The sequence below is a fragment of the Rhodovulum iodosum genome (assembly GCF_041020385.1).
Lineage (GTDB): Bacteria > Pseudomonadota > Alphaproteobacteria > Rhodobacterales > Rhodobacteraceae > Rhodovulum > Rhodovulum iodosum.
The window spans coordinates 1,799,302-1,817,887 of record NZ_JBEHHI010000001.1 but is presented as its reverse complement, the minus strand read 5'-3'; the positions used below and the strand labels follow the sequence as shown (position 1 = coordinate 1,817,887).

Genomic DNA, 18,586 nt, shown 5'->3' with positions numbered 1-18,586 from the left:
GGCCAGAAGAAACGGGCGGCTCAGCGCCGGGCGATAAAGCTTTGGTAGAGCCAGATCAGCAGCATCGCGCCGAGAACCGCACCGACAAAGCCCGCAGCGATACCCGTGAGCACCAGCAGGAAACGCAGCACCAGCCCGCCGATCAGCGCGCCGACCACGCCGATGGCCACCGTGGTGACGATATCGGTCTCGATCCTCATGAGGCGTGTGGCGAGAAAGCCCGCGGCGGCGCCGATGATGATGAGAAAGACCACGCTCATGGGGCGAGTATGGCGCGGGGCCGGGGATTCGGCCAGCAGGTCAATCGACGTGGGCGGGCATCGTGAGGCCGCGCAGGATCTCGCCGGCGGGCATGGCGCGTTTTCCCTGGCGCTGCGCCTGGAGCACCTCGACGGCGCCGCTGCCGCAGGCGATGGTGAAACCGTGCAGGACCGCGCCGGGGGCGCCCGTGCCTGGCGCCGGACGCGCGCGCAGGAGTTTCACCCTTTCGCCCGCGATGGCGCACCATGCGCCGGGAAACGGGGAGAGACCGTTGATCTGGCGTGCGACCGTCCGGGCCGGGCGGGTCCAGTCGATGCGGCCCTCGGACTTGTCGATCTTGTCGGCGTAGGTCACGCCACTCTCGGGCTGGGGGCTGGGCGGCAACTCGGGCAGGCGGGCGAGCGCCTCGACGATGAGGCGGGCGCCCATCGCCGACAGGCGGTCGTGCAAATCGCCAGTGGTGTCGGTGGCGCCGATCGGGATGGCCTCGGAGAGCAGCACGGGACCGGTGTCGAGCCCGGCCTCCATCCGCATGATGCAGATGCCGGTTTCCGGATCGCCCGCAAGGACCGCCCGGTGGATCGGCGCTGCACCGCGCCAGCGGGGCAGGAGCGAGGCGTGGATGTTGAGACAGCCCAGCCTCGGCGCGTCGAGCACGGCCTGTGGCAGGATCAGCCCGTAGGCCACCACGACCGCGATGTCGGCCTCGAGCGCGGCGAAAGCGGCCTGTTCGTCGGGTTTCTTCAGCGATACGGGATGGCGGACCGGCAGGCCCAGCGCCTCGGCCCGTGCTTGCACCGGGCTGGGGCGGTCTTTCTTGCCGCGGCCCGCGGGGCGGGGCGGCTGGCAATAGACCGCGGCGATCTCGTGCCCGGCCTCGACCAGCGCGTCGAGGACCGGGACCGAGAACTCGGGCGTGCCCATGAACACAACGCGCATCTCACCGCCCCCTTTTCTTTTGCGCCTTCTTAAGCAAACGGTCGCGTTTCAGCCGCGAGAGGTTGTCGAAGAACATCCGGCCGTCCAGGTGGTCGATCTGGTGCTGGACGGAGGTCGCCCAGAGGCCGCTGAAGGCGCGTTCCTCGCTCTCGCCCCCGGCATTGAGAAACCGCACGGTCACCTCGGCGGGGCGCAGGATCTCGGCCCAGGCCTCGGGCAGGCAGGGGCTGGCCTCGGTATGGGCGTTGATCGCGTCCGAGGCGGCGACGATCTCGGGGTTGGCCATGCGCACGGCCCGGCCCCGTTCGTCGGAGCAATCGACCACGACAAGGCGCTGCAGAACGCCGATCTGGTTGGCGGCGAGGCCGACGCCCTGGCCCGGCATCGCCTCCATGGTGTCGATCATGTCGTCCCATGTGGCACGGATCTCGTCGTCGATCGCGGCCACGGGCTCGGCCTTGGTTTTCAGGCGCGGGTCGGGCCAGATGAGGATGTCGCGGATCATGCGGCGTACTCCGCTTCGAGAGCGGCGCGGGCTTCGGCCGCCAGGCGGTCGAAGGTCACGATACCGTCCAGATGGTCGATCTCGTGCTGGGCACAGATCGCGGCAAAGCCGGTGAGGGTTTCGCGGCGCTCTGCCCCGTCGAGGTCGCGCCATGCGACGGTGATCTCGGTGGCGCGCGCGACCTCGGCCACGATGCCGGGGATCGAAAGGCAGCCCTCGGGGCCGGTGGCGGTCTCTGGGCCGCGCGCCTCGATCACCGGGTCGACGAAGACGCGCGGATCGCGCGGGCCGTCCTTGCCGTTCACGTCCATCACGAAGAGGCGGACCATCTCACCCACCTGCGGCGCGGCGAGGCCGCGGCCGGGGGCGGCGTACATGGTTTCCAGCATGTCGGCGGCGAGGCGCGCGATCTCCGGGGTCACGGACCCGACGGGCGCGCAGGCCTGCGCGAGCCGCGGGTCGGGCCAGCGCAGGATCGGCCGCACGGTCACGAGGCCGCCCGGGCCCGCTCGCGCTTGAGTTTCTGCATCTTGCGGGTGATGAGCTGGCGCTTGAGCGGCTTGAGGTAGTCGATGAAGAGCTTGCCCTCGAGATGGTCGATCTCGTGCTGGACGCAAGTGGCCCACAGCCCCTTGAACCGGTCTTCCATCGCTTCGCCCGAGGGATCGGTCCAGCGCACGACGACCTCGGCAGGGCGCGTGACCTCGGCAAAGGTTTCGGGGATCGACAGGCACCCCTCTTCGTGGACGTTGATGTCGTCGGACTGCCACACCACCTCGGGATTGAACATCGCGTAGGGGTGCGGGCGCGCGCCCTCGTCCTTGGCGCAATCCATCACGAGCAGCCGTGTCGACAAGCCCAGCTGCGGCGCGGCCAGCCCGATGCCCGGCGCGTCGTACATGGTTTCCAGCATGTCCTCGGCCAGGCGTTGCAGCGCCTCGTCGATCTCGGCGACGGGCTCTGCCACCTTTTTCAGGCGCGGGTCGGGATGGATCAGGATCGGCTTGATGGTCATGAAAAGGGGATTTAGGCGAATCCGCCGCGTTTCGCAATGCACGGCAGGCCTTGCGCGCGGTGCGCCAAAATGTAGCTTGGCGCGGCATGTGAAGGAGCCCCCATGAACTTCGACGAGATCATCGACCGCCGCGGCACCCATTCGCAGAAATGGGACATGATGGAGAGCTATTACGGCGTCTCCCCCGAGGACGGTATCCCGATGTGGGTGGCCGATATGGATTTCCGCCCGCCCCAAGCGGTGACGGACGCGTTGGCGGCCATGGTCGATCATGGCATCTACGGATATTTCGGCGACGACCGCGCATACAAGGACGCCATCCTGTGGTGGATGGCCAACCGGCATGGCTGGCAGGTCGACCCCGACTGGATCTTTACCACCCATGGGCTCGTCAACGGTACGGCGCTGTGCATCGAGGCGTATACAGAGCCGGGCGACGGCGTGGTGCTGTTCACGCCCGTCTACCACGCCTTTGCGCGGGTCATCAAAGCGGCGGGACGGCGGGTGGTGGAATGCCCGCTGGCGAACGATGCCGGCCGCTACGAGATGGATTTCGACGCCTATGACGCCCAGATGACCGGCGACGAGCGCATGGTCATCCTGTGTTCGCCGCACAATCCCGGCGGGCGGGTCTGGACCCGCGCCGAGCTGGAGGCGGTGGGCGAATTCGCCCGGCGCCACGATCTGATCCTGGTGTCCGACGAGATCCACCACGACCTCGTCTATCCCGGACAGAGCCATATCGTGATGGACAAGATCGACCCCAGCCTGCGCGAGCGCCTGGTCCTGATGAGCGCGACCACCAAGACCTTCAACATCGCAGGCGCCCATCTGGGCAACGTGATCGTGCCCGACGCCGGACTGCGCGCACGCTTTGCCGCACGGATGTCAGCGCTGGCGATTTCGCCCAACGCCTTCGGGGTGCATATGGCAACCGCTGCCTATTCGGCCGAGGGGGCGGAATGGGTGGAGGCGCTCATGGCCTATCTCGACGGCAACCGGGCAGTGTTCGACCGGGCCATTGCCGGGATCCCCGGCCTGGCCTCGATGCCGCTTGAGGCGACCTACCTCGCCTGGGTCGATTTCGCCGACACCGGCATGGCGCGCGAGGAACTTCTCGCCCGCGTCGAGCGCGACGCGCGGATCGCGGTCAACCACGGTGCAAGCTTCGGGGCGGGCGGCGAGACCTTCCTGCGGTTCAATATCGCCACGCCACGCGCCCGCGTCGAAGAGGCGGCCAAGCGGCTGCGCGACGCGTTCCGCGACCTGCAATAGTGCGCTGACGCAGAGGCGCTGCGCATGTGCGCCGGCTGACCGCCCGGCGATCGGGCCCTACATCTGACCCTCGACAAGGAGGATGACATGGGCCAACTGATTGAGGGTGTCTGGCACGATACCTGGTACGACACCAAGAAGAGCGGCGGGCGGTTCGTGCGCTCGACCGCCGGGTTTCGCAACTGGATCACACCCGACGGGCGGCCCGGCCCGACCGGCGAAGCTGGGTTTGCCGCCGAGAGCGGACGATATCACCTTTATGTCTCGCTCGCCTGCCCCTGGGCGCACCGCACACTGATCTTTCGCAAGCTCAAGGGCCTGGACGAGCATATCGGCGTGTCGGTCGTGCATCCCGACATGCTGTCGGACGGCTGGACCTTCGACGCCGGTTTTCCCGGCGCAACCGGGGATGATCTCTACGCCCTGCCCTTTTTGCGCGACGTCTACACCAGGGCCAAGCCCGACGTTTCGGGCCGGGTCACGGTACCGGTGCTTTGGGACAAGCAGGGCGAAACCATCGTGTCGAACGAATCCGCGGAAATCATCCGCATGTTCAACTCGGCGTTCGACGGGCTGACGGGCAACCGCGACGACTATTGGCCCGAGGCGTTGAGAAACGAGATCGAAGAGGTCAACGCGCGGGTCTACGACACCGTCAACAACGGCGTTTACAAGGCCGGTTTCGCCACCACGCAAGAGGCCTACGACGAGGCCGCCTACGCGCTGTTCGACAGTCTCGACTGGCTGGAAAAACGGCTGGCCACGCGCCGCTACCTGGCTGGCGACCAAGTGACCGAGGCAGACTGGCGGCTGTTTACCACGCTGGTGCGCTTCGATGCGGTCTACCACTTGCATTTCAAGTGCAACCGCAACCGGCTGATCGACATGCCCAACCTCTGGTCCTATGCGCGCGAGCTTTACCAATGGCCCGGCGTGGCCGAGACCGTGGCCTTCGACCATATCGTGCGCCACTACCATTACAGCCACGACACCATCAATCCGAACCGGATCATTCCGATCAACCCGCGCATTGACTGGTGGCAGCCGCATGGGCGCGCGGCCCTCAAGGCCGCCTGAGCGGTTGTCTGGTCGCCCCGGGCTGGTAAGCTTCTGCCGAGCCAGCCGGAGATTGCCATGAAATTCGCCCTGTCCACCTGCCTGTGCCTCGCCCTCGCGCTGCCCGCCGCAGCGCAGGTGCCCTGCGGCGGCAGCTTTTCCAGCTTCGTCGGCGGGCTGAAATCCGAGGCCGCGCGGCGCGGCTATGACCGCACGACCATCGACCGGTTCTTCGCATCGGCCCGGCAGGACCCCGCGGTGATCAGGGCCGACCGCGCCCAGGGTATCTTTCAGCGCGATTTCATCGATTTCTCCCGCCGCCTTATCAGCCAGAGCCGCATCGACAACGGCCGCCGCAACGCCCAGAAATGGGACAGCGTCTTTGACGCCATCGAACGCGGCTACGGCGTCTCGCGCGGGGTATTGCTGGCGTTCTGGGCGCTCGAGACCGATTACGGCGCGGTGCAGGGCAATTTCAACACGCTCAACGCGCTGGTCACGCTGTCGCACGACTGCCGCCGGCCGCATCTCTTCCGTCCGCAGATCTTTGCCGCGCTCGAACTTTTCCACCGCGGCGATTTCGACCCGGCGCGCACCACCGGCGCCTGGGCGGGCGAGATCGGCATGGTGCAGATGCTGCCCGAGGACATCCTGACCAACGGGGTGGACGGCGACGGCGACGGGCATGTCCGGTTGAAGACCTCGCCGCCCGACGCGCTGATGTCGGGCGCCAAGATGCTGCGCGATCTCGGCTGGCGCCCGAACGAACCGTGGTTGCAGGAAATCGTGGTGCCCGCCAACCTGAACTGGTCGGAAACCGGGCTCGACCATCGCAAGCGCGTCAATGACTGGGCGCGGCTTGGCGTGCGGCCGCGCCAGGGTAACCTGGGGCCGGGCAACCTGCCGGCCTCGGTGCTGCTGCCGATGGGGCGCAACGGGCCGGCATTTCTCGCCTACCCGAATTTCAACGTCTATTTCGAATGGAACAAGAGCTTCGTCTACGTCACCACCGCCGCCTATTTCGCCACGCGGCTGGAGGGCGCGCCGATCTATGACGCTGGCAACCCCGATCCGGGGCTGTCGGGCAACGAGATGAGGCTCTTGCAGCGGAAGCTGGCCGCGCGCGGCCACGATGTGGGGGGCATAGACGGCATCCTCGGTGCCAAGACACGCGCCGCCGTCCAGGCCGAACAGCAGCGCCTGGGCCTGCCGGCAGACGCCTGGCCCACCAAGGCGCTGCTGGGCGCCCTTTGACGGATTATCCGATCTCGGCCCGAATCCCGACGAACGTCTTGGGTCAAAGCCCCCCGGCGATGGCCATGATCATGTAAAACAGGCTGAGCAGCACAAATTCCTGCATCGAATCGCGAACCTCTGAATGAAATGTCCCCTCAGCTTGCATCGCCCATCGGCATTAACAAACTGCCACTTTGGGGCAGGTCTCCATCCGGGCCCTAGGCGACCATCTGCTCGGCCTTCTTCAGATCGACCGACACCAGCTGGCTGACCCCCTGTTCGGCCATGGTGACGCCGAACAGGCGGTCCATCCGGCTCATGGTTACCGCGTGGTGGGTGATGATCAGGAAGCGGGTATCGGTGCGCCGGGTCATCTCGTCCAGCAGGTCGCAGAACCGGGTGACATTCGCGTCGTCCAGCGGCGCGTCCACCTCGTCGAGCACGCAGATCGGCGCAGGGTTGGCCAGAAACACGGCAAAAATCAGCGCCAGCGCCGTCAGCGACTGCTCGCCGCCCGACAGCAGCGAGAGCGTCGACAGGTTCTTGCCCGGCGGCTGGCACATGATCTCGAGCCCCGCCTCCAGCGGATCGTCGGATTCGACCAGCACCAGCTTTGCCTGACCGCCGCCGAAAAGATGGGTGAAAAGCGCCGAGAAACTGCCGTTGACCTGCTCGAACGCGGTCAAGAGGCGCTCGCGCCCCTCCCGGTTGAGGCTGGCGATGCCCGTGCGCAGGGCGGCGATGGCGGCCTCGAGGTCCTGCTTTTCAGAGGTCAGCGTGTCATGCTCTTGCTGCACCTCCTTAGCGTCCTCCTCGGCGCGCAGGTTGACCGCGCCCAGCGCGTCGCGCTGGCGTTTCAGGCGCGTCACGTCATGTTCCAGCGCCTCGGCTGCCGGCGTGGCATCCGGGTCGGCCTCCAGCTTGCCCAGCAGGCCGGCGGGCGTCGTCTCCATTTCTTCGGCGATGCGTGCGGCGGCTTGATCGGCGCCTGCGCGCGCGGCCTCGGCGCGGGCCTCGGCGGCGGCACGGCCTTCGCGGGCGGCGCCCGCGGCGCGCTCGGCCCCGCGGGCAGCGATATCGGCCTCGCCCAGCGCGGTTTCGGCGGCGGCCAGCGCCTGCGACGCCGCGCTCTGCCGTTCCTCGCCCTTGGCCAGAGCCGCCTCCAGCTCGGCGCGCTCGGCCGACAGCGCCGCCGGTGCCGCCTCGGCCTCGGCCAGGTCGCCCTCGGCGGCGGCGCGGCGTGCCTCGACCTCGCCCACGCGCTTTCCGGCGGTCTCCAGCCGGTCGCGCCAACGCTTCAGGTCGCGGTCGATCTCTTGCCGGCGCTTGACGCGCGCCTCGCCCTCCCGGCGCAGCTCGTCCAGCGCCGAGCGCCGCGCCAGCATCGTCATCCGCGCCGCCTCGACCGTCATCTTGACGTCGTCGGCCTCGGCCCTTGCCGTGTCGAGATCGTCCAGCGCCGCCAGCGCCGCCTCGGCATCTTGCAGCCGCGTGCGCGCGGCCAGCGCCTCGTCGGAATGGCGCGACACGGCCAGGCGCAGCGACTCGAGCTTGCTCTCGGCGATCGAACGGTCGCCCTCGGCCCGCGACAGGGCCCGCCCGGCCTCGGCGACGGCCCGGTCGGCGGCGCGGCGGGCCTCGCGCGCGGCGTGGTCCTCTTCGGTGGCGCGCGCCAGCCGGTCCTTCAGCGCCGCATGGGCCTGGCCCGCGCCCGCCGCGGTGGCCGCGGCCTCTTCGAGGTCGCGCTTGAGCTCGACAAGACGGTTGAGCTGTTGCAGACGCAGCGCCGCGGCAGAGGGCGCATCGGTCGCGCCCACGCGAAACCCGTCCCAGCGCCACAGATCGCCATCGAGGCTGACCAGCCGCTGGCCGGGCAAGAGCCGCGCCTGAAGCCGCGCGCCCTCTTCCGGCGCCACGATGCCGATCTGGCCGATGCGCCGGTCCAGCACGCCGGGCACGGTGACATGGGCCGACAGCGGCGCGACGCCGTCGGGCAGCGGCTGCGGCGTGGCATAGGCCGGCAGGGGCGCCCAGCCCGACATCGCGTCGGGCCCCACGGCGGGCACGCGCAGATCGTCGGCCAGGGCCGCGCCCAACGCCTGTTCATAGCCCGGCGCCACCGTGAGATCGTCGAGGATCTGCCCGCGTTCGGCGGTATCGCGCGCCACCAGCCGGCCCAGCGCGGCCACCTCGGCCTTCAGCGCGCTCGCCTCGCCCTCGGCCTCGGAATGGGCGGCGCGGGCCGCGGCCTCGCGCGACTGGGCCTCGCCGCGGGCCGTATCGGCGGCCACCAGCGCCGTCTCGGCGGCCTCGGCGGCGGCCGCGGCGTCGGCCTCGGCGGCCGTGGCGCCGGTCACCGCCTCGGCGGCCGCGGCCAGGGCCTGCTCGGCCTCTTCGGCGGCGGCGCGGGCGCGGGCGGCCTCGGCCTCGTTATGGCTCAGCGTCTTGGCGGCGTCGTCGCGCAGGCGCAGGGCCGACTGGTGCCGGGCGGCCAGCCGTGCGACATCCTCTGTCAGCGTGGACAGCGCCGCCTCGCGCGCGTCCAGAACCGACGCGGCCTCTTTGGCCACCGCCTCGGCCTCGTCGATCGCGGCTTCGTGCCCCTCGTCTGCGGTGTCCAGTTCCGCCGCCTCCCGTTCAAGCCGGGCGATGGTGTCGCCCGCGTCGCGGTTGAGCCCGCTCTCGCGCTCGATATCCAGCGAGAGCTGGGCGATGCGCGCGCGCAGGGTCTCGATCGCGGCGCGGGCCTGGGCCTCGCGCGCCTCCAAACTGTCGCGCTGCACGGTCAGGCGCTGGACCACGGCGCCGGCGATGGCTTCTTCCTCGCGCAGGGGCGGCAGGGCGGCCTCGCGCTCGGCCCTTGCGCGGGCGGCCTCGCGCGCGGCGGTCTCGGCCCGCGCGGTGGCGGTGGTCGCCTCTCGCAGCGCGGCCTCGGTCTCGGCGCGGGCGGCGTCGGCCTCTTGCCAGCGGCGGTAAAGCAGCAGCCCCTCGGCCTGGCGCAGCTGCGCCCCGATCTCGCGGTAGCGCGCCGCCTGGCGGGCCTGGCGCGCGAGCTGTGCCAACTGCCCGGCCAGTTGTTCGATCACGTCGTCCACGCGGGCGAGATTGGTCTCGGCGCCCCTGAGCTTCAGCTCGGCCTCGTGGCGGCGCTGGTAGAGCCCGGAAATGCCCGCCGCCTCTTCCAGGATGCGCCGCCGCGCCTTGGGCTTGGCGTTGATCAGCTCCGAAATCTGGCCCTGCCGCACCAGCGCCGGCGACTGCGCCCCGGTCGAGGCGTCGGCAAACAGCATCTGCACGTCGCGGGCGCGCACGTCCTTGGAATTGACCTTGTAGGCGCTGCCGGCATCACGGGTGATCCGGCGCACGATGTCCAGCATGTCGGCATCGTTGAACCCGGCAGGCGCCAGCCGCTCGGTATTGTCGATCTGCAGCACGACCTCGGCAAAGTTGCGCGCCGGCCGCGTGGCGGCCCCGGCAAAGATCACGTCTTCCATGCCGCCACCGCGCATCGCGGTCGGGCGGTTTTCGCCCATCACCCAGCGCAGCGCCTCGAGCAGGTTGGACTTGCCGCACCCGTTGGGCCCGACAACACCGGTCAGCCCGTCGGCAATCACCAGATCGGTGGGGTCGACGAAACTCTTGAAGCCGTTCAGCCGAATCCGGGTAAAGCGCACCGATGACCGCTCTTCTTGATTCCTCTTGAGAGGGCTATCCTTTGCCCTGCCCGGCCCCGAGTCAAGCATACACCCCATCATCTGCGGCAGCGGGCAGACTTATCCACAACATCTTGGGAAAAACCTCCATGCTGCACCGCGGCAAAACGTAACGTCAGCTTCTTGGAATCAGTCTTGACCGCTCGTGGAAAAACGTCATGAAATCGTTAACGTTTTGGCGCGAGGTGCGCCGTCCGTCCGCAAGAGGTCATAGGGGCATGGCCATGAATATCCGTACCGAACCCCCGCTTTCGGCCGACGGCCGCCGCCTGGTCGAGAGAAGCGAGGCCGCGCTGCTCGCGGTCTATCCGCCCGAGGAATGTTTCAGCTTTACCGCCGAGGAACTGGCGGAAAAGGGCACGCAATTCCTGGTCGCCCGCAACGATGGCGAGGCGATCGGCTGCATCGCGCTGGTGGACCAGGGCGCCTATGGCGAGATCAAGCGGCTTTACGTGGCCGAGACCGCCCGCGGCAGCGGCGTCGCCCGCGCGCTGATCGAGGCGGCCGAAGCCGCGGCGCGAGACATCGGCCTGGGTCTGTTGAAGCTGGAAACCGGGCACGCGCTGCACGAGGCCGTATCGCTTTACCGTGCGATGGGCTATCGCGAGACAGAGGCCTTCGGCGGCTACCCCGACATCACTTCGAACCTGTTCATGGAAAAGGAAATCGGCGTCCGCGTGCGGCTTTCGGGCTAGGCCGCCACGGCATTCGCACGGGCGGTTTCCCGGGGCTTTGTCGCCCTGTTGCCGACAAAACGCGGCATCGGCCGTCTTTGGCCGGCCGGTTTTGCATTTGGCTTGCACTATGCCGCAGTTGCACGATATGGCGCCCGCGATACCGGCCCCTCCGGGCCTGTAAAGCTTTCCTAAGGCCAAATATCCGGGTTCCCCAATGTCGAATTCCAACCTCGCCAATCTCGCGCCGATTTCCGAACTCTACGTCTCGTACGACAGCGCCCAGAAACTGAAGGTCGAGGCCGGCGAATTGCCGAGTTGGGACCTGACTGCGCGACAGATCTGCGACCTTGAGTTGTTGATGAACGGCGGGTTCAACCCGCTCAAGGGGTTCCTCGGGCAAGAGGATTACGAGAGCGTCGTCGAGACGATGCGGCTGGCCGACGGGACGCTCTGGCCGATGCCGATCACGCTGGACGTGTCCGAGGATTTCGCCAAAGGGCTGGAGATCGGGCAGGATATCGCGTTGCGCGACCAGGAAGGCGTGATCCTCGCCACGCTGTCGATCACCGACCGCTGGACCCCGAACAAGGCACGCGAGGCGGAAAAGGTGTTCGGCGCCGACGACCTGGCCCACCCGGCGGTGAACTACCTGCATAACGTGGCCGGCCCAGTTTACCTGGGCGGCGCGATCACCGGCATCCAGCAGCCCGTGCATTACGATTTCCGCGGCCGCCGCGACACCCCCAACGAACTGCGCGCCTATTTCCGCAAGCTGGGCTGGCGCCGCATCGTCGCGTTCCAGACCCGCAACCCGCTGCACCGCGCGCACCAGGAGCTGACCTTCCGCGCCGCGAAAGAGGCCCAGGCCAACCTGCTGATCCACCCCGTGGTGGGCATGACCAAGCCGGGCGATGTCGACCATTTCACCCGCGTGCGCTGTTACGAGGCGGTGCTGGACAAGTACCCGCAGGCCACCACCACGATGAGCCTCTTGAACCTCGCCATGCGCATGGCCGGCCCGCGCGAGGCCGTCTGGCACGGGCTGATCCGCCGCAACCACGGCTGCACACATTTCATCGTCGGCCGCGACCACGCCGGCCCCGGCAAGAACTCGGCCGGCGAAGATTTCTATGGGCCCTACGACGCGCAGGAGATGTTCAAGGAATACGAGCCCGAGATCGGGCTGGAAATGGTGCCGTTCAAGCACATGGTCTACGTGCAGGAGCGTGCCCAGTACGAGCCCGCAGACGAGATCGAAGAGGGCGTGACCGTGCTCAACATCTCGGGCACCGAACTGCGCCGCCGCCTGTCCGAGGGCCTGGAAATCCCCGAGTGGTTCTCGTTCCCCGAGGTGGTGACCGAGCTGCGCCGGACCAAGCCGCCGCGCGCCCAGCAGGGGTTTACCGTGTTCTTCACCGGGCTGTCGGGCTCGGGCAAATCGACCATCGCCAACGCGCTGATGGTCAAGCTGATGGAAATGGGCGGCCGCCCGGTGACGTTGCTGGACGGCGACGTGGTGCGCAAACACCTGTCCTCCGAGCTCGGCTTTTCCAAGGAACACCGCGACATCAACATCCGCCGCATCGGGTATGTCGCCAGCGAGATCACCAAGAACGGCGGCATCGCGCTCTGCGCCCCGATCGCGCCCTACACCTCTACCCGCCGCGCGGTGCGCGAGATGATCGAGGCCTACGGCGCCTTTTGCGAGGTGCATGTCGCCACGCCGCTGGAAGAATGCGAAAAGCGTGACCGCAAGGGCCTCTACAAGCTGGCGCGCGAGGGCAAGATCAAGGAGTTCACCGGCATCTCGGACCCCTACGAGGCGCCCGAGTCCCCCGAGTTGAGCGTCGACACCACCGGCGTCGATGTCGACAACTGCGCGCATCAGGTGCTCTTGAAGCTCGAACAGCTCGGCCTGATCTCGGGCAGCTGGGGCCCCAACCTGAACTGAGCCCGGGCGGGCCGCACCTGCGCGGCCCGCGCGTTGCACTCGTGCTGGCCGTTAGCCTTACCTCGATACCGCCCCGCTTTGCCGGGCTTGGGCCCGTTCTGGAAACCCTGCTCGGCCAGCGGCCCAGGCCCGACCGGGTGATCCTTGCCCTGCCCCGCGCCTATCGCCGCTTTCCCGGCCCGGTGACACCCCCGGCCCTACCCGCCGGCATCGAACTGCTCTGGGTCGACGCGGATCTCGGACCGGCCACCAAGGTGCTGCCCGCCGCCAGCGCCCTGGCCGGGCAGGGCGCGCAACTGATCTATTGCGATGACGATTGCCTTTACGGCCCGTGCTGGGCTGCCGCCCTGCTGGCGGCGCGGCAGGGCCGCGAGGTCGTGGCCGCCTCGGGGTTTTCGGTCGAGCTCATGCGCCGCAGCTCTGCGCCGCTGGGCGAGACCGACATCGCCCAAGGCTTCTCGGGTGTGCTGGTCTCGCCGGACACGATCCCGCCCGCGGCGTGGGACATCCCCCCACCCGCGTGGAGCGTCGACGATATCTGGTTATCGGGGCAGTACGCCCATGCCGGGCTGGCGATCCGCCTGGCGCCGGCGGCGCGGGCGATGGTCACGCCGCTCGACCGGCCCGGCGCGCTTCAGGATGCCAGCGTCGGGGGGATGGGCCGGGCCGCGGCCAACGCCGCCTGCGCGGCGCTGATCCACCGTCGATTCGGACTTTGGCCACCCTCTTAGTGTACGCTGACCGGCGCGAAGTCGTTCTGACGTGCGAGGATAAACGCCAGCTGCCGGTTGCTTACCAGCGCCAGCCGCTCGCCGTCGGAATCGTGCACCGCGTAAAGCGCCTCTTGCCCCTGCACCTGCTCGCGCAGCTCGTCGGGCAGGTCCGCCACCTTGACGGGCCGGATATAGACGATCTTGTCGCTGCCCTCGGGCAGGAAATCGTATTCGGTATCCATTGCGTTCCCCTCTCGCTCAGGCCCGGTCGATGCGGATCGTCTGCACCACGCTGTCCGGCGCGGCGCGTTCCAGATCCACATGCAAAAGGCCATTTTCCATTGTCGCACCCGCCACCTCGACGCCGTCGGCCAGCACAAAGCTGCGCTGGAACTGGCGCGCGGCGATGCCCCGGTGAAGGAACACCCGGCCGGTGTCGTCCTCGTCGTGACGCCCACGGATCGTCAGTTGCCGGTCTTCCAGAGTGATCGACAGATCGCCGTCGCGGAATCCCGCCACGGCCAGCGTGATGCGATAGCTGTTCTCGGACGTTTGTTCGATATTATAGGGCGGATAGCTCTCGTTGCCGGATTTGGCGGTCCGCTCCACGAGGCGTTCGAGCTGGTCGAACCCCAGCAGGAAAGGGTGCGAGCCGAGGGTCAGTTTCGTCATATCTGGCAAGTCCTTGGGTAAGCGACCTGAATGTGAGGCGGGCCCCTAAGTCCGGCGACCCTTGACCCGATATGGGCGCGCTGCCGCAGCCGCGCAAGACCGCCTTCCCGCAAACCCCGAAAAACGTTATCTTAAGTTCCTCGGTACAGCGCCGACTCACGGGAACAACCATATGAACATTGCCAGCGAGATGAATTCCGAAGAGGTGCTCCGCGTCAAACTCGAGGTGCTCCGGCGCGAGCATCGCGACCTTGACGATGCGATCCACGCGCTGCAAGGCAAGGGCACGGGCGACCCGTTCACGCTGAAGCGGCTGAAAAAGCAGAAGCTTGCGCTGAAGGACCAGATCGCCCAGATCGAGGATCAGCTTACCCCCGATATCATTGCGTAGCCCGTGCGCACCACTATAGTGCGCCCTCGCAATGAACGGGGGCACTATGACGGACGTGAATGTGGGCATCATCATGGGCAGCCAGTCGGACTGGCCCACGATGCAGGAGGCCGCGCGCCTCCTCGACGCGCTGGAGGTGCCTTACGAGGCGCGCATCGTCTCGGCCCACCGCACCCCGGACCGCCTGTGGGAGTACGGCAAGACCGCCGTTCCGCGCGGCCTCAAGGTGATCATCGCGGGGGCGGGCGGCGCCGCCCACCTGCCGGGGATGATGGCCAGCAAGACCCGCCTGCCGGTGATCGGCGTGCCGGTGCAGACGCGGGCGCTGTCGGGCGTCGACAGCCTCTATTCCATCGTGCAGATGCCGCGCGGCTTTCCGGTGGCGACCATGGCCATCGGCGCGGCGGGTGCGGCCAATGCCGGGCTGATGGCGGCCGAGATCCTGGCGATCTCCGACCCCGCGCTCGCCGAGCGGCTGGACCGCTGGCGCGCCGATCTCTCGGCGTCGATCCCGGAGGTGCCGAAGGATGACTGAACCGCTTGCCCCCGGCGCGACGATCGGCATCCTGGGCGGCGGACAACTGGGCCGGATGCTGTCGGTCGCCGCGGCGCGGCTGGGCTTCAGGACGCATATCTTCGAGCCCGGCGCCGAGCCCCCCGCGGGCCATGTCGCGCATCGCGTGACCACGGCGTCTTACGAAGACGCCGCCGCGCTGGCCGCCTTTGCCGAGGCGGTGGACGTGGTGAGCTACGAATTCGAAAACATCCCCACCACCGCGCTGGACGCGATCGAGGCGATACGCCCGATCCGCCCCGGCCGGCGGGCGCTCGCCGTCAGCCAGGACCGGCTGATCGAAAAGGCGTTCCTGACCGATCTCGGGCTTGCCACCGCCCCCTTCGCCGCCGTCGATGACGAGGTTGACCTCGCCGAGGCCATCGCCGAGATCGGCACGCCCGCCATCCTCAAGACCCGCCGCTTCGGATATGACGGCAAGGGGCAGGAACGCCTGCTGGTTCCCGAACACGGGGCCCGCGCGCTGAACGCCATGGACGGCGCGCCGGCGATCCTGGAAGGGGTCGTGGAGTTCGGCCAGGAAATCTCGGTCATCGCCGCACGGGGATTGACGGGCGAGGTCGCCTGCTACGACCCCGGCACCAACGTCCACCGCGAGGGCATCCTGCGGTCCACCACCGTGCCCGCGCCGCTGACCGCCGCCCAGCGCACCGACGCGGTGATCCTTGCGGGCCGCATCCTCAACGCGCTGCACTATGTCGGCGTGATGGGGGTAGAGCTGTTCGTGACCGAAAGCGGCCTCGTGGTGAACGAGATCGCGCCGCGGGTGCACAATTCCGGGCACTGGACGCAGGATGGCTGTGTCATCGACCAGTTCGAACAGCATATCCGCGCCATTGCCGGGTGGCCGATGGGCGACGGCACCCGGCATTCCGACATCGAGATGGAAAACCTGATCGGCGACGACATGGACCGGGTGCCCGACCTCGCCGCGCGCCCCGATTGCGCGCTGCACATATATGGCAAGGCCGAGGTCAAGCCCGGCCGCAAGATGGGCCATGTAAACCGCCGGCTGGGCCCGGCCGGCTGACCCCCGGCCGCCCGTGGCCGCGACGGGCTAGCGCAGCAACCCGATCGCGTAGGGCGGCGACATCTGCGCCTGGCCGAGGAAGGCCTCCAGCGCCGCCGGGTCGGGCTGGCGCCGGGTTTTCGTCTCTTCCGCGGCCAACCCGCCGGTGATGAAGAGCGAATCGAGATCTTCGCCCATGGCGCCGGCAATGTCGGTGGCGATACCGTCGCCGATGCACAGGATCGACTGGTCGGGCACATCGCCGAATTGCGCCAGCCGCCGCCGGGCAAGATCGTAGATCGGCGGGTGGGGCTTGCCGAAATAGAGGCTCTGACCGCCCATTTCGGTATAGAGCCGCGCCACCGCGCCGGCGCACCATTCCCGCGTCTCGCCCCGGTCGACCACGATATCGGGATTGGCGCAGAGCAGCTTCATCCCCTCCTGCTTGGCGTAAAGCAATTCGGGACGCAGCACCGCCGGGTCGGCGTGCACGTCGAAGGGGCCGGTGCAGACGATGCCCTCGGCCTGCTGCAGCGGCACCCGGCTGATCGCCACCGGGTCTTTCACGATCTTGAGCGGATCAAAGAAGGTCAGGTCGTGATCGGCGCCCATGAAGAACACCTTTTCACCCACCGCGCCGCGGAACATCGCCGCCCGCGCGCTGTCGCCCGAGGTGGCGATGCTGTCCCAGCAGTCGCGGGCGACGCCCAGGTCGGCCAGCTGCGCCTCGACGCTGGTGCGGTGGCGCGGCGCGTTGGTCAGCAGAATCACGATGCCGCCCTTTGCGCGGTAGCGTTGCAGCGCCGCGACGGCCTCGGGGTAGGGCGCGCGCCCGTTATGCACGCATCCCCACAGATCGACGAACATCGCGTCGTAGCGGGCGGATATCTCGTCGAGGCTGTCGATGATCTGGGTCATGGGGCGCGCGGTCCTGAAACGTGGAGGGGGCGCCGCCGGCGCCCCCCTGCCAATCGGAAGCTCCGATCAGAGCTGGAGGTTCGGGACGATCTGCTTTTTCCGGCTGACGATCCCGGGCAACACCACCATGTCGCCATCGACCTTGGCGGCAAAGCTCTTTTCGGCGACGGTCTTGACCAGATCGTTGGGCACCAGCAGCGTCGCCTCTTCGTTCAGGATGTCGATGACGAAGAGCAGCACCTGGTCGACACCGTCCTCTGCGGCGACGGTGGTCATCGTCTCGATCAGGCTGTCCTTGCGGGCCAGCACGGTGGCCGGCGAGGTCGTTTCCAGAACCGAAACGCGGAATTTCTTGTCCGCGACCTCGTATTCCTTCGAATCCATCCGCAGAAGTTCGGCATCGGAAAAGGCCGAGACATCGGATTTGGCCGCGAACATCTCGGCGGCGTAATCGGAGATCGACACGCCCAGATCGGCGGCCAGCGCCTCGGCCAGCGCCTTGTCCACCTCGGTGGTGGTGGGCGAGCGGAATTCCAGCGTGTCGCTGAGAATGCAGGACAGCATCGCGCCCTTGACGTTTTCCGGCATCTTCGCGGCGTCGTCGCCCATCAGCTGGTGCATGACGGTGGCGGTGCAGGCCAGCGGGCGCACGGTGATCTCGATCGGCGCGCGGGTTTTCAGGCCGCCCTGCAGCAGGTGATGGTCGATCACCGCCACGACGTTGGCGTCGTTGATATGGGCCGGCAGCTCGGCCACGTTGTTGGTGTCGACAACGACAACGTCCTCGCCCGGGGCGACGTCGGCAATGATCTCGGGCTGGTCGAAACCCCAGCGTTCCAGCACGAACTTGGCCTCGGTATTGGGCTCGCCCAACAGCTTTGCCTCGGCGGGGGTGCCTTTCACGTCAGAAAGGTACCACGCCCAGATCAGCGGCGCGCCGGTGGAGTCGGTGTCGGGGGCCTTGTGGCCGAAAACTTTGATGGTCATGCGATTTTGCCCGCTTGATGTGTCGGAATTCGGCGCCCTTATAGAAGGGGCGGCGGGGCTTGTCACCCATGGCGATCGGTGTTTTTCTGCGCTGCGGCATCGCGGACGGTGGCTTTCCGCTCCGCCGCGTCACGGGCGGTCTGTGGGCCCCGGATCGCCGGGTCGGGCGCCATCGGAACAGGCTCGGTCAGCGCGCGCCGCCCCGCCGTGCGGGCGCCCCGCGCCCAGGGCGCTGCCTGCGGCGCGTCTTTCCCGCGAACGAGGTGTTGACAGCGCCGTGAGGTCTCCTTATTTCCGGCTCGTTAGCACTCACCGGGCGCGAGTGCCAACACCGCGCCCGCGAAACCTGAACCAAGGAGCGTTCGAAGATGGCATTCAAACCGTTGCATGACCGTGTGCTGGTCCGCCGCGTCGAGAGCGACGATAAGACCAAGGGCGGTCTGATCATCCCCGACAGCGCGAAAGAAAAGCCCGCCGAAGGCGAAGTGATCGCCTGCGGCGAAGGTGCCCGCAAGGATTCGGGCGAACTGATCGAGATGGGCGTCAAGAAAGGCGACAAGATCCTCTTCGGCAAATGGTCGGGCACGGAAGTGACGATCGAAGGCGAAGAGCTGCTGATCATGAAGGAAAGCGACATCCTCGGCATCATCGCCTGAGCCGTCGCCTGACAGACACCGAAATTCTAGGAGCAAGC

Annotated in this window: 20 protein-coding genes; 10 read left to right on the top strand and 10 right to left on the bottom strand. The window is 67.9% G+C overall.

Annotated features, from left to right (window positions below):
- Window positions 1-20: 20 nt before the first annotated feature.
- Genes Ga0609869_RS08860 through def (Ga0609869_RS08840) form a run of 5 tightly spaced genes read right to left on the bottom strand, consistent with a single transcriptional unit; the run spans window position 21 to window position 2,720 of the window.
- A complete protein-coding gene (locus Ga0609869_RS08860; RefSeq protein WP_125403054.1) occupies window positions 21-260 on the bottom strand; it encodes a GlsB/YeaQ/YmgE family stress response membrane protein in 240 nt (79 codons plus the stop codon).
- Between the two features lie 40 nt (window positions 261-300).
- Window positions 301-1,200 carry a methionyl-tRNA formyltransferase gene (gene fmt, locus Ga0609869_RS08855; RefSeq protein WP_125403053.1) on the bottom strand — a complete coding sequence of 300 codons (900 nt, stop codon included), beginning with the start codon at window positions 1,198-1,200 and terminating at the stop codon, window positions 301-303.
- Window position 1,201: 1 nt separating this feature from the next.
- Window positions 1,202-1,705, bottom strand: coding sequence for a peptide deformylase (gene def, locus Ga0609869_RS08850; RefSeq protein ID WP_125403052.1), 504 nt, complete (start codon window positions 1,703-1,705; stop codon window positions 1,202-1,204).
- A complete protein-coding gene (gene def, locus Ga0609869_RS08845) occupies window positions 1,702-2,196 on the bottom strand; it encodes a peptide deformylase (protein WP_125403051.1) in 495 nt (164 codons plus the stop codon). The genes def (Ga0609869_RS08850) and def (Ga0609869_RS08845) overlap by 4 nt, the downstream gene beginning before the upstream one ends.
- The gene (gene def / locus Ga0609869_RS08840; RefSeq protein ID WP_125403050.1) at window positions 2,193-2,720 is read right to left on the bottom strand and encodes a peptide deformylase; all 528 of its coding nucleotides are present in this window, start codon (window positions 2,718-2,720) and stop codon (window positions 2,193-2,195) included. The genes def (Ga0609869_RS08845) and def (Ga0609869_RS08840) overlap by 4 nt, the downstream gene beginning before the upstream one ends.
- Before the next feature lie 102 nt (window positions 2,721-2,822).
- Here def (Ga0609869_RS08840) and Ga0609869_RS08835 point away from each other — a divergent pair, with 102 nt between their 5' ends.
- The 3 genes from Ga0609869_RS08835 to Ga0609869_RS08825 all read left to right on the top strand — a co-directional run bounded on the left by Ga0609869_RS08835 (window position 2,823) and on the right by Ga0609869_RS08825 (window position 6,305).
- Window positions 2,823-3,995, top strand: a complete 1,173-nt coding sequence (locus Ga0609869_RS08835) for a MalY/PatB family protein (protein ID WP_125403049.1) — start codon at window positions 2,823-2,825, stop codon at window positions 3,993-3,995.
- 87 nt (window positions 3,996-4,082) lie between these two features.
- Entirely contained in the window at window positions 4,083-5,072 is a 990-nt protein-coding gene (locus Ga0609869_RS08830) for a glutathione S-transferase family protein (protein ID WP_125403048.1), read from the top strand.
- 57 nt (window positions 5,073-5,129) lie between these two features.
- A complete protein-coding gene (locus tag Ga0609869_RS08825) occupies window positions 5,130-6,305 on the top strand; it encodes a lytic murein transglycosylase (RefSeq protein WP_125403047.1) in 1,176 nt (391 codons plus the stop codon).
- A 200-nt stretch (window positions 6,306-6,505) separates the two neighbouring features.
- Here the strand turns inward: Ga0609869_RS08825 and smc are convergent, their stop codons facing one another.
- Complete coding sequence (gene smc, locus Ga0609869_RS08820) at window positions 6,506-9,961, bottom strand: chromosome segregation protein SMC (RefSeq protein ID WP_369022844.1); 3,456 nt, start codon at window positions 9,959-9,961, stop codon at window positions 6,506-6,508.
- A gap of 263 nt (window positions 9,962-10,224) precedes the next feature.
- Between smc and Ga0609869_RS08815 the strand changes: the two genes are divergently transcribed.
- From Ga0609869_RS08815 to Ga0609869_RS08805, 3 genes are all read left to right on the top strand, one after another.
- A complete protein-coding gene (locus Ga0609869_RS08815; protein WP_170168885.1) occupies window positions 10,225-10,695 on the top strand; it encodes a GNAT family N-acetyltransferase in 471 nt (156 codons plus the stop codon).
- A 196-nt stretch (window positions 10,696-10,891) separates the two neighbouring features.
- Window positions 10,892-12,628: a bifunctional sulfate adenylyltransferase/adenylylsulfate kinase gene (locus Ga0609869_RS08810; protein WP_125408724.1), complete on the top strand. Its 1,737-nt coding sequence runs from the start codon at window positions 10,892-10,894 to the stop codon at window positions 12,626-12,628.
- 41 nt (window positions 12,629-12,669) lie between these two features.
- Window positions 12,670-13,359 carry a hypothetical protein gene (locus Ga0609869_RS08805; protein WP_125408723.1) on the top strand — a complete coding sequence of 230 codons (690 nt, stop codon included), beginning with the start codon at window positions 12,670-12,672 and terminating at the stop codon, window positions 13,357-13,359.
- Here the strand turns inward: Ga0609869_RS08805 and Ga0609869_RS08800 are convergent.
- Together Ga0609869_RS08800 and Ga0609869_RS08795 are read right to left on the bottom strand one after the other, a co-directional pair.
- Window positions 13,356-13,583, bottom strand: a complete 228-nt coding sequence (locus tag Ga0609869_RS08800; RefSeq protein WP_125408722.1) for a DUF1150 family protein — start codon at window positions 13,581-13,583, stop codon at window positions 13,356-13,358. The genes Ga0609869_RS08805 and Ga0609869_RS08800 overlap by 4 nt on opposite strands.
- A 16-nt stretch (window positions 13,584-13,599) precedes the next feature.
- Window positions 13,600-14,013 (bottom strand): Hsp20 family protein, encoded by a 414-nt coding sequence (locus Ga0609869_RS08795; protein WP_125408721.1) that lies wholly within the window; start codon window positions 14,011-14,013, stop codon window positions 13,600-13,602.
- Between the two features lie 172 nt (window positions 14,014-14,185).
- Between Ga0609869_RS08795 and Ga0609869_RS08790 the strand changes: the two genes are divergently transcribed.
- From Ga0609869_RS08790 to Ga0609869_RS08780, 3 genes are read left to right on the top strand one after another with little or no spacing between them, the layout of a single operon-like run.
- Window positions 14,186-14,404: a YdcH family protein gene (locus tag Ga0609869_RS08790; RefSeq protein WP_125408720.1), complete on the top strand. Its 219-nt coding sequence runs from the start codon at window positions 14,186-14,188 to the stop codon at window positions 14,402-14,404.
- Between the two features lie 46 nt (window positions 14,405-14,450).
- Window positions 14,451-14,939 carry a 5-(carboxyamino)imidazole ribonucleotide mutase gene (gene purE / locus Ga0609869_RS08785; protein ID WP_125408719.1) on the top strand — a complete coding sequence of 163 codons (489 nt, stop codon included), beginning with the start codon at window positions 14,451-14,453 and terminating at the stop codon, window positions 14,937-14,939.
- Complete coding sequence (locus Ga0609869_RS08780; RefSeq protein WP_125408718.1) at window positions 14,932-16,008, top strand: 5-(carboxyamino)imidazole ribonucleotide synthase; 1,077 nt, start codon at window positions 14,932-14,934, stop codon at window positions 16,006-16,008. The genes purE and Ga0609869_RS08780 overlap by 8 nt, the downstream gene beginning before the upstream one ends.
- Window positions 16,009-16,035: 27 nt before the next feature.
- Here Ga0609869_RS08780 and Ga0609869_RS08775 read toward each other — a convergent pair whose 3' ends face one another.
- Both Ga0609869_RS08775 and Ga0609869_RS08770 read right to left on the bottom strand, forming a co-directional pair.
- Complete coding sequence (locus tag Ga0609869_RS08775; protein ID WP_125408717.1) at window positions 16,036-16,905, bottom strand: TIGR01459 family HAD-type hydrolase; 870 nt, start codon at window positions 16,903-16,905, stop codon at window positions 16,036-16,038.
- 66 nt (window positions 16,906-16,971) lie between these two features.
- Window positions 16,972-17,892 (bottom strand): manganese-dependent inorganic pyrophosphatase, encoded by a 921-nt coding sequence (locus Ga0609869_RS08770; protein WP_125408716.1) that lies wholly within the window; start codon window positions 17,890-17,892, stop codon window positions 16,972-16,974.
- Window positions 17,893-18,260: 368 nt separating this feature from the next.
- Between Ga0609869_RS08770 and Ga0609869_RS08765 the strand changes: the two genes are divergently transcribed.
- Window positions 18,261-18,548 carry a co-chaperone GroES gene (locus Ga0609869_RS08765; RefSeq protein ID WP_125408715.1) on the top strand — a complete coding sequence of 96 codons (288 nt, stop codon included), beginning with the start codon at window positions 18,261-18,263 and terminating at the stop codon, window positions 18,546-18,548.
- Window positions 18,549-18,586 lie beyond the last annotated feature (38 nt).

What these genes read in the sequence shown, in the direction of transcription:
- Ga0609869_RS08860 (WP_125403054.1), bottom strand. Translation starts at nt 260, where the DNA reads ATGAGCGTGGTCTTTCTCATCATCATCGGCGCCGCCGCGGGCTTTCTC.
- fmt (WP_125403053.1), bottom strand. Translation starts at nt 1,200, where the DNA reads ATGCGCGTTGTGTTCATGGGCACGCCCGAGTTCTCGGTCCCGGTCCTC.
- def (WP_125403052.1), bottom strand. Translation starts at nt 1,705, where the DNA reads ATGATCCGCGACATCCTCATCTGGCCCGACCCGCGCCTGAAAACCAAG.
- def (WP_125403050.1), bottom strand. Translation starts at nt 2,720, where the DNA reads ATGACCATCAAGCCGATCCTGATCCATCCCGACCCGCGCCTGAAAAAG.
- Ga0609869_RS08835 (WP_125403049.1), top strand. Translation starts at nt 2,823, where the DNA reads ATGAACTTCGACGAGATCATCGACCGCCGCGGCACCCATTCGCAGAAA.
- Ga0609869_RS08830 (WP_125403048.1), top strand. Translation starts at nt 4,083, where the DNA reads ATGGGCCAACTGATTGAGGGTGTCTGGCACGATACCTGGTACGACACC.
- Ga0609869_RS08825 (WP_125403047.1), top strand. Translation starts at nt 5,130, where the DNA reads ATGAAATTCGCCCTGTCCACCTGCCTGTGCCTCGCCCTCGCGCTGCCC.
- Ga0609869_RS08815 (WP_170168885.1), top strand. Translation starts at nt 10,225, where the DNA reads ATGAATATCCGTACCGAACCCCCGCTTTCGGCCGACGGCCGCCGCCTG.
- Ga0609869_RS08810 (WP_125408724.1), top strand. Translation starts at nt 10,892, where the DNA reads ATGTCGAATTCCAACCTCGCCAATCTCGCGCCGATTTCCGAACTCTAC.
- Ga0609869_RS08800 (WP_125408722.1), bottom strand. Translation starts at nt 13,583, where the DNA reads ATGGATACCGAATACGATTTCCTGCCCGAGGGCAGCGACAAGATCGTC.
- Ga0609869_RS08795 (WP_125408721.1), bottom strand. Translation starts at nt 14,013, where the DNA reads ATGACGAAACTGACCCTCGGCTCGCACCCTTTCCTGCTGGGGTTCGAC.
- Ga0609869_RS08790 (WP_125408720.1), top strand. Translation starts at nt 14,186, where the DNA reads ATGAACATTGCCAGCGAGATGAATTCCGAAGAGGTGCTCCGCGTCAAA.
- purE (WP_125408719.1), top strand. Translation starts at nt 14,451, where the DNA reads ATGACGGACGTGAATGTGGGCATCATCATGGGCAGCCAGTCGGACTGG.
- Ga0609869_RS08780 (WP_125408718.1), top strand. Translation starts at nt 14,932, where the DNA reads ATGACTGAACCGCTTGCCCCCGGCGCGACGATCGGCATCCTGGGCGGC.
- Ga0609869_RS08775 (WP_125408717.1), bottom strand. Translation starts at nt 16,905, where the DNA reads ATGACCCAGATCATCGACAGCCTCGACGAGATATCCGCCCGCTACGAC.
- Ga0609869_RS08770 (WP_125408716.1), bottom strand. Translation starts at nt 17,892, where the DNA reads ATGACCATCAAAGTTTTCGGCCACAAGGCCCCCGACACCGACTCCACC.
- Ga0609869_RS08765 (WP_125408715.1), top strand. Translation starts at nt 18,261, where the DNA reads ATGGCATTCAAACCGTTGCATGACCGTGTGCTGGTCCGCCGCGTCGAG.